This is a genomic window from Campylobacter sp. (assembly GCF_017646085.1).
In the GTDB taxonomy this organism is placed as follows: domain Bacteria; phylum Campylobacterota; class Campylobacteria; order Campylobacterales; family Campylobacteraceae; genus Campylobacter.
Window position 1 is genome coordinate 1 of record NZ_JAGCNF010000024.1, and the last position, 7,056, is coordinate 7,056.

At 33.7% G+C, this 7,056-nt stretch carries 8 protein-coding genes; all 8 read right to left on the reverse strand.

All coding sequences use genetic code 11. The features are described 5' to 3' along the window. A partial coding sequence (locus tag J6V67_RS01280) for an ATP-dependent metallopeptidase FtsH/Yme1/Tma family protein (protein ID WP_291857488.1) occupies window positions 1-634 on the reverse strand: 634 nt, incomplete at its 3' end. Further along, complete coding sequence (locus J6V67_RS01285; RefSeq protein WP_291857490.1) at window positions 634-1,446, reverse strand: 50S ribosomal protein L11 methyltransferase; 813 nt, start codon at window positions 1,444-1,446, stop codon at window positions 634-636. The genes J6V67_RS01280 and J6V67_RS01285, both read right to left, overlap by 1 nt. Then, the gene (locus J6V67_RS01290; RefSeq protein ID WP_086225111.1) at window positions 1,446-1,811 is read right to left on the reverse strand and encodes a chemotaxis response regulator CheY; all 366 of its coding nucleotides are present in this window, start codon (window positions 1,809-1,811) and stop codon (window positions 1,446-1,448) included. The genes J6V67_RS01285 and J6V67_RS01290 overlap by 1 nt, the downstream gene beginning before the upstream one ends. A 64-nt stretch (window positions 1,812-1,875) precedes the next feature. Next, a complete protein-coding gene (gene hisA, locus J6V67_RS01295; protein ID WP_291857494.1) occupies window positions 1,876-2,586 on the reverse strand; it encodes a 1-(5-phosphoribosyl)-5-[(5-phosphoribosylamino)methylideneamino]imidazole-4-carboxamide isomerase in 711 nt (236 codons plus the stop codon). Further along, window positions 2,587-3,198 carry an imidazole glycerol phosphate synthase subunit HisH gene (hisH, locus tag J6V67_RS01300; protein ID WP_291857495.1) on the reverse strand — a complete coding sequence of 204 codons (612 nt, stop codon included), beginning with the start codon at window positions 3,196-3,198 and terminating at the stop codon, window positions 2,587-2,589. It abuts the gene before it with no gap. Beyond that, window positions 3,182-4,087, reverse strand: a complete 906-nt coding sequence (locus J6V67_RS01305) for a PDC sensor domain-containing protein (RefSeq protein WP_291857496.1) — start codon at window positions 4,085-4,087, stop codon at window positions 3,182-3,184. The genes hisH and J6V67_RS01305 overlap by 17 nt, the downstream gene beginning before the upstream one ends. A gap of 1 nt (window position 4,088) precedes the next feature. Beyond that, window positions 4,089-5,870, reverse strand: a complete 1,782-nt coding sequence (gene pglF, locus J6V67_RS01310) for a UDP-N-acetylglucosamine 4,6-dehydratase (configuration-retaining) (RefSeq protein ID WP_291857498.1) — start codon at window positions 5,868-5,870, stop codon at window positions 4,089-4,091. Further along, window positions 5,867-6,961, reverse strand: a complete 1,095-nt coding sequence (gene pglE, locus J6V67_RS01315; protein WP_291857500.1) for a UDP-N-acetylbacillosamine transaminase — start codon at window positions 6,959-6,961, stop codon at window positions 5,867-5,869. The genes pglF and pglE overlap by 4 nt, the downstream gene beginning before the upstream one ends. Between the last annotated feature and the right edge of the window lie 95 nt (window positions 6,962-7,056).

Consider the following 7,056-nt stretch of genomic DNA (forward strand, 5'->3'; position numbering starts at 1 on the left):
CAGTGCCTGGAGGGCCTACTAATAAAACTCCTTTTGGAATTTTAGCACCTAGGCGAATATAGCGTTCAGGATTTTTAAGGAAATCTACGATCTCTTTTACCTCCTCTTTAGCCTCTTCTACGCCAGCTACATCATCAAATTTAACTTTTGGCTTTTCACTATTAATTAGCTTTTTACTACTTCCCATACCAAGGATTCCGCTACCCATATTTTTTTGCATTCTACTGGCTAAAAACATCCAAATTGCAAAGAAAATAAATACAGGAATCACCCATGAAAATAGCATATCACTTAGCCAATTACTCTCACTATAGGCTCCATAGCTGATATTATTCTCTTCTAAAAGTGGGACTAAAGTTTGATCATTAGCAACTTTTTTTACTACATATGCTTGACCATTTCCACTAGCTTTTATCGTAGTTTGTCCGATTATAACCTCATTTATCTGCTTTGATTTAATTAGGGATTTTAGCTCTGAGTAGCTGATATTTTTTGAATTTGTACCAGATATCCCCATCTCATCAGGGCTCATACTACGAAAAATCAGCACCATTACCACAGCAAAAATCGCAAACATTAAAATAGGATTTTTATTAAAAAAACTATTATTATTTGGTTGATTTTTATTTTCCATTATTTTCCTTGATTTTTAAATACAAAACTCTCCCACTCATTTTGAGTTAAATTCTCTATCAACTCAAATTCGCTAAAAGCGTTTATAATTATATTTTTATATTTTGTAAGAATTCCAGATAAAATTATTATGCCACCGACTTTTATCTTAGATTTTAGGTCATTTGCAAGAAATAGTATAACATCAGCAATGATATTTGCTACTACAATATCATAAGACTCATTGCTATTAGTTATAGAACCAGTCCAAATTTTATCTATAGCTATACTGTTTTTTTGTGCATTTTCAAGACTGCTTTGCACGGCTAGTTCATCAGTATCACAAGCGCTTACATTTAGCCCTAACTTTGCCATAGCAATACTTAAAATACCGCTACCGCAACCAACATCTAGAGCATTTTTATATCCTTTAGAATATTTTGAAATTAGCTTTAGACATGAATTTGTACTCTCGTGATGACCAGAGCCAAAAGCTAATGCTGGATCGATAATAATATCTATTAGCCCATCTTTTGGAGATTCCCAACTTGGCCTAATATAAAACCCACCGGCTTCAACCGGGGCTATGCCCTTTTTATATTCATTAATCCAGTCTATATTATCTTTGATTTGTAAATCAGTAGTTATTTCGCAGCCCAAGCGACTAGCAAACTCTTCAAGTCCCCACTTGGCATCTTCCAAGTTCTGCTCATCCCTAATGATAAAGCCACTATCGATCTCTTCTATACAGGTAAATCCAAATTCAAAAACAAGATCTTTTAATGGCTCAATTTGCTGGGATGTAACTTTTAATTCGTAATATTTATCTTTCATTATCCAAGAACGTCTTCAAGTTTCTCTTTAAGTACTTGAGGAGTAAAAGGCTTAACAATATAGTTATTCACTCCAGCTTTTAATGCCGTAATAACCTCAGCTTTACCACCTTCTGTAGTTACCATGATAATAGGCATATTTTCATATTTAGACTCAGCCCTAACCTTTTTTACTAACTCTAGGCCATTCATTTCAGGCATATTCCAGTCAGTAATTAACACGCCTACATCTGGATTTTGGCAAAGTATATCCCAAGCCTCTACACCATGCTCAGCCTGCAATACTTCGTTATGCCCAAGCCTTTCTAATGTATTTTTTATAATTCTTCTCATAGTAGAGCTATCATCAACAACCAATAACTTCACTAACTATCCTTTCTCAACTTTAGACGATATTTTATCTAAAATTACTTTTAAAATACTTTAACAGTTAAAAATTGTTATTAAAAATATCACTAAGTGCTATTTTTCCTTCATAATAAGCTTTGCCAATTATAACCCCAGATATTCCATTAGTTTTGCTTGCAGATTCCAAATCGGCCAAACTTGCCACTCCGCCACTTGCAATTGTATTTATACCACTGGCTTTGGCAATACTAGCAGTAAATTCTAAATTCAACCCACAAAGCATGCCATCTTTGCTAATATCTGTAGCAATTATTGCTTCAACTCCAGCATCTGCATATAATTTAGCAAGATCAGTAGCCTTCATCTGGCTTACCTCAGCCCAACCCTCTACTGCGACAAATCCATCTTTAGCATCTATTCCTACAACTATTCTATATTTCTTAGCCATCTCTTTTACAAATTCAGGATTTTTAAGCGCAACTGATCCTAAAATTAATCTACTAACTCCTGAGTTTAAGTAACTTTTTATACGCTCTTCGTTACGCACTCCACCGCCAATTTGTATATTTAAATTTGTAGCACTTACAATTTTTTCTATAGTTTTTAAATTTACAGCATCTCCAGCAAACGCTCCATCTAAATCTACAATATGCAACCATTTAGCCCCAGCATCGCTAAATCTCTTAGCTAACTCCCATGGCTCATTTGAGTAAATTTTAGCGCTATCCATCAATCCTTTTGATAATCTAACTGCCTTGCCCTCTTTTAAATCTATTGCCATATATTTTTCCATCTATATCTCCATAAAATTTTTAATTATCTTTAGCCCGCACTCATGCGATTTTTCAGGATGTGGTTGAAATCCATAAACATTTTCATACTCCACAGCACTTACAAACTCATATCCATACTCAGTATAAGCCAAAGCAAATTTGCTATCACAAACAGCATGATATGAATGCACAAAATATAAATAAGCGCTTTCACCAAGACCATCTACAATCTTGCTTTTTGTAGTAAATTTAGCCCTATTCCATCCCATATGCGGCACTTTAAGGGGCTTATTAAATTTAGATTCATCAAACTTTATGATACTCCCATCAATAACCCCAAGCCCGCTATATTCGCCAAATTCATAGCTCTTTTTAAATAACAGCTGCATACCAAGACATATCCCCAAAAATGGCCTACCACTGGCTATAAATTCTAAAATTGCATCATCTAGATTTATATCCCTTAATCTTTGAATTGCCTTACCAAAAGCACCCACGCCAGGCAAAAGCAATCTATCATATTTTTTTAAGCAATCAGCATCACTTACTAGCTCACTTTTAGCCCCTACAAACTTAAGGGCATTTTGTACACTTCTTATATTTCCAGCACCATAATCAATTATCCCTATCAACACTACTCCTTCTTAAAATAAACAGATAACAACTAAGAGCAATCATCAAAAATCCAACTCCACCAATAAGATATATCGCATATAATATCTGACTTGGATCAGTAATTGCAAATTTAAATACTAACATAAGCGATTCAATAGCTAAAGCTATAATAATACTTCCTATAAATCTTACCATTGTTCTGCTGCCACCATTTTGATGGTGATTTGGCCGACCTAAAACTTCAGCTTCAAATATTGCCTTAACAAGATCAAATATTGCTAGTGCCAAAGTAAGAACAATTGTAGATTCAAAAACCTCACTAATATTAATCTCATTAAAGCTTTTTAAAACAAAACTTTTTATACCATGAACAAATAAAACTAACGAAATCGCAAAAAGAGCGATAGAAAAAATCGAATATATAAATTTTGTAAATTTACCAAATATTCCATCTACAGACCCAGGACTAATAATAGCTAAAAGCTCTTTTAGTCCAATGTCCATACACGCTATATAAAGCAACTCTCTTTTATCATTATATATAGGCATTGAGGCTGTAACACAAAGACGATTAGTAAGACTTGATGGATATGGATCAGTTAAAACGCATCGCTTCTCACGTACACATCTATAATAATAGGCTTTATTGCTTCTATTCATTCCTTTACCAGATACATTTTTTGGATCTAAGCTTATAGTGTTATCTAGCTGAATTCCATTTTTATCTAATATATAAAATGCATCAAAGCTATCAATCTCATGTGCAATTTTATCAAAACCATCTTTAATATTTTGAGCGCTTACACCAGGGAGATTATTTGGTATATTTCTATCAAAAAGATGACATAAATAAGCCCTAGCCTTATAGCGTATCTCACTAAATTCTTCAATCTCTTTAAAAATCATATTAATCCCTATTTTTATTATGATTAAACTCAGGCACTATAATCTTTAATCCATACTCAATCTGAGCTTCATCCTGGCTTTGTAATAGATTAGCAATTTGTTTGTTTAATAGATTAATATCATATGGTTCGCTTCTAGTTACAAAGATACTTTCAAATTTTGTCGCTACATCATTAGAATCAATCAAAAGCTCTTCATATAGCTTCTCACCCGGACGCAAACCTACAAATTTAATTCCAAGATGTTCTTTATTGCTTAATTTTAGCATTCTCTTAGCCATATCAGCGATACGAACTGGCTCACCCATATTAAGCACGAAAAGCTCTCCACCACTTGCAATACTAGCAGCTTGAAGAACTAATTGACACGCCTCACTAACAAGCATAAAATATCTTGTAATATCTGGATGAGTAACACTAAGTGGTTCATTGGCTGCTATTTGGGCTTTAAATTTAGGTATAACACTACCGCTGCTACCTAGCACATTACCAAATCTAACTGCAACAATCTCAGTAGAGCTAGTATTTGAATTTAATGCATATAATTCACAAATTCTTTTAGTAGCTCCCATAATATTTGTTGGTCTTACAGCTTTATCCGTTGAGATTAACACTACCTTTTTAGCCTCGTATTTTTTAGCCAGATCTACAACATTTTTAGTACCGATTATATTGTTTTGCACGGCAATTAGCGGATTAAATTCGCATAATGGAACATGCTTATATGCAGCTGCGTGAATAACTATATCTGGCCTAAATTTAGAAAATACAGATTCAAATTCATCAGTATGAGTAATATTTAACATTACTAAGCGATTGCGTTTATCAGCATTAGTAGCCTCATTGATCTGATATAGATTATACTCGCTATGTTCTACCATTATTAACTCTTTAGCGCCAAATTTCAAGCACTGCTTGCATATTTCACTACCTATAGTTCCCCCAGCTCCAGTAACCATTACTACCTTACCGCCTATAAATGACTCAACTACTGTACTATCTAGGTCTTTTGGTTTTCTAGCTAGCAAATCCTCTATACTAATATCTGTGATTCCTTCGCTCTTTTGCCCAATTAAAGAAAATATCTTAATATCTTTAAAGCCTAAAGTATCTAGCTCATCATATAAATCTTTAAGCTCATTTGGCATAAGTTTTAGTGCTATTATAGCGCTTTTTACACCATCTTCTATATAGTTTTTTAGTTCATCTTTATGGCCTACTTGATAACCGTCGCAGTATGTGCCTACTAAATCCTTTCTACCATCTACTATACCTACAGCATAGTAGTTTGCATATCCGCTTTTAAACCCTTTTAGGATTTGTAGAGTTTTAGAAGTAGAACCAATAATAACGCATGGATGACCATTTTTAGCTTTTTTAAAGTCTATTAAAGCTCTTTTTGAAATTCTTAAGCTTCCAACCATAATAGCCGAAATAAGCGCATCTATGATAATAACACTCCTTGGAAATGGAGCAAAAATCTCTTCATAAGATAAAAAGATTCCAAAAAATATTCCCGCACAAAGCAGGCAAGCTAGCGTAATTTTTCTAGATTCATTTAATCCAAAAAATCTCCACGGAACTCTATAAATTTGAAACGCCCATAGCATAGCAATCTTGATAACAATCAAAATCGCTCCACTATATATCATTCCAGGGATAAATATCTCTGGTATATCACCACTAAATCTAAGTAAAAAAGCAAAATATATACTAAGTGTAAATATCAAAGTATCGCACAATAAAAAAAATGCGATTCTACGCCTCTTAGTCGCTCTAATCACAGCGCACTCCTAACGATATTAGCAACTTTTTCTACTAATTCATCACTCATATCAGCACCACTTGGAAGGCAAATTCCTCTATCAAAATAATCCTCACTTGTGCCATCTACAATGCATTTAGCACCCTTAAATACCGGTTGAAGGTGCATTGGCTTCCATAGCGGTCTACTTTCTATATCATGTTTATTTAGTGCTTCTATAACTTTTAAATGTGTATTTTTTTCTTTAAATAATAAAGTAGTAAGCCATCTATTGCCTCGTGAATTTGGAATTTCAGGCATGAATTCAGCTACATCACTAAGTAAATTTGAATAAATATCAAAAATTTGGCGTTTTCTCTCCACTCTTGCCTCTAAAACTTCCATCTGCCCTACCCCAATAGCACCTAAAACATTACTAAGCCTATAATTATAACCATAATCTAAATGCTCATAGTGCAAAAGCGGCTCTCTTGCTTGTGTGCTGTAATATCTAGCTTTATTAGCTATGTTTTCATCATGGCTAACTAACATACCGCCACCACCTGTGGTTATGATCTTATTTCCATTAAAACTATAAACTCCAATATCACCAATACTTCCAAGTGCTTTGCCTTTATAAAATCCGCCCAAAGCCTCAGCTGCATCTTCTATAATAGCTATATTATTTTCAGCGCAAATTTCTACTATCTCATCCATCTTTGCTGCTTGGCCATATAGGTGGGTTATAATTAGTGCTTTTGGCTTTTTATCACTTTTATTTATTGCATCTTTTAAGAGTTTTGGGCTAAGATTCCAACTCTCATCACAATCGATAAATATAGGCTCACATCTTTCATACATTATAGGATTTACACTAGCTGCAAATGTAAAAGATGAAGCCAAAACGGCATCGCCATCGCCTATTTTTAAAACTCTAAGCGCTAAATGCAACCCAGCAGTTGCTGAGCTAAGAGCTACTGCATTTGGTGATTTAGTATAATCTTTTATACTATTTTCAAACCTATCTACAAACTCTCCAAGTGGTGCTATATAATTACTTTTAAATGCTTCATTGACATACTTTAACTCATTATCGCCCATATAAGGTGCGCTTAAAAAAACTCTAGCCATTATATTCCTCTATTAATTAATGGCTATATTTTATCAAAGTTAGGATAAAGTTAGAATTAATAACGCTAAAAAGTTAAATTTATTCATTGATTTGA

What these genes read in the sequence shown, in the direction of transcription:
- J6V67_RS01305 (WP_291857496.1), bottom strand. Translation starts at nt 4,087, where the DNA reads ATGATTTTTAAAGAGATTGAAGAATTTAGTGAGATACGCTATAAGGCT.
- hisA (WP_291857494.1), bottom strand. Translation starts at nt 2,586, where the DNA reads ATGGAAAAATATATGGCAATAGATTTAAAAGAGGGCAAGGCAGTTAGA.
- J6V67_RS01285 (WP_291857490.1), bottom strand. Translation starts at nt 1,446, where the DNA reads ATGAAAGATAAATATTACGAATTAAAAGTTACATCCCAGCAAATTGAG.
- pglE (WP_291857500.1), bottom strand. Translation starts at nt 6,961, where the DNA reads ATGGCTAGAGTTTTTTTAAGCGCACCTTATATGGGCGATAATGAGTTA.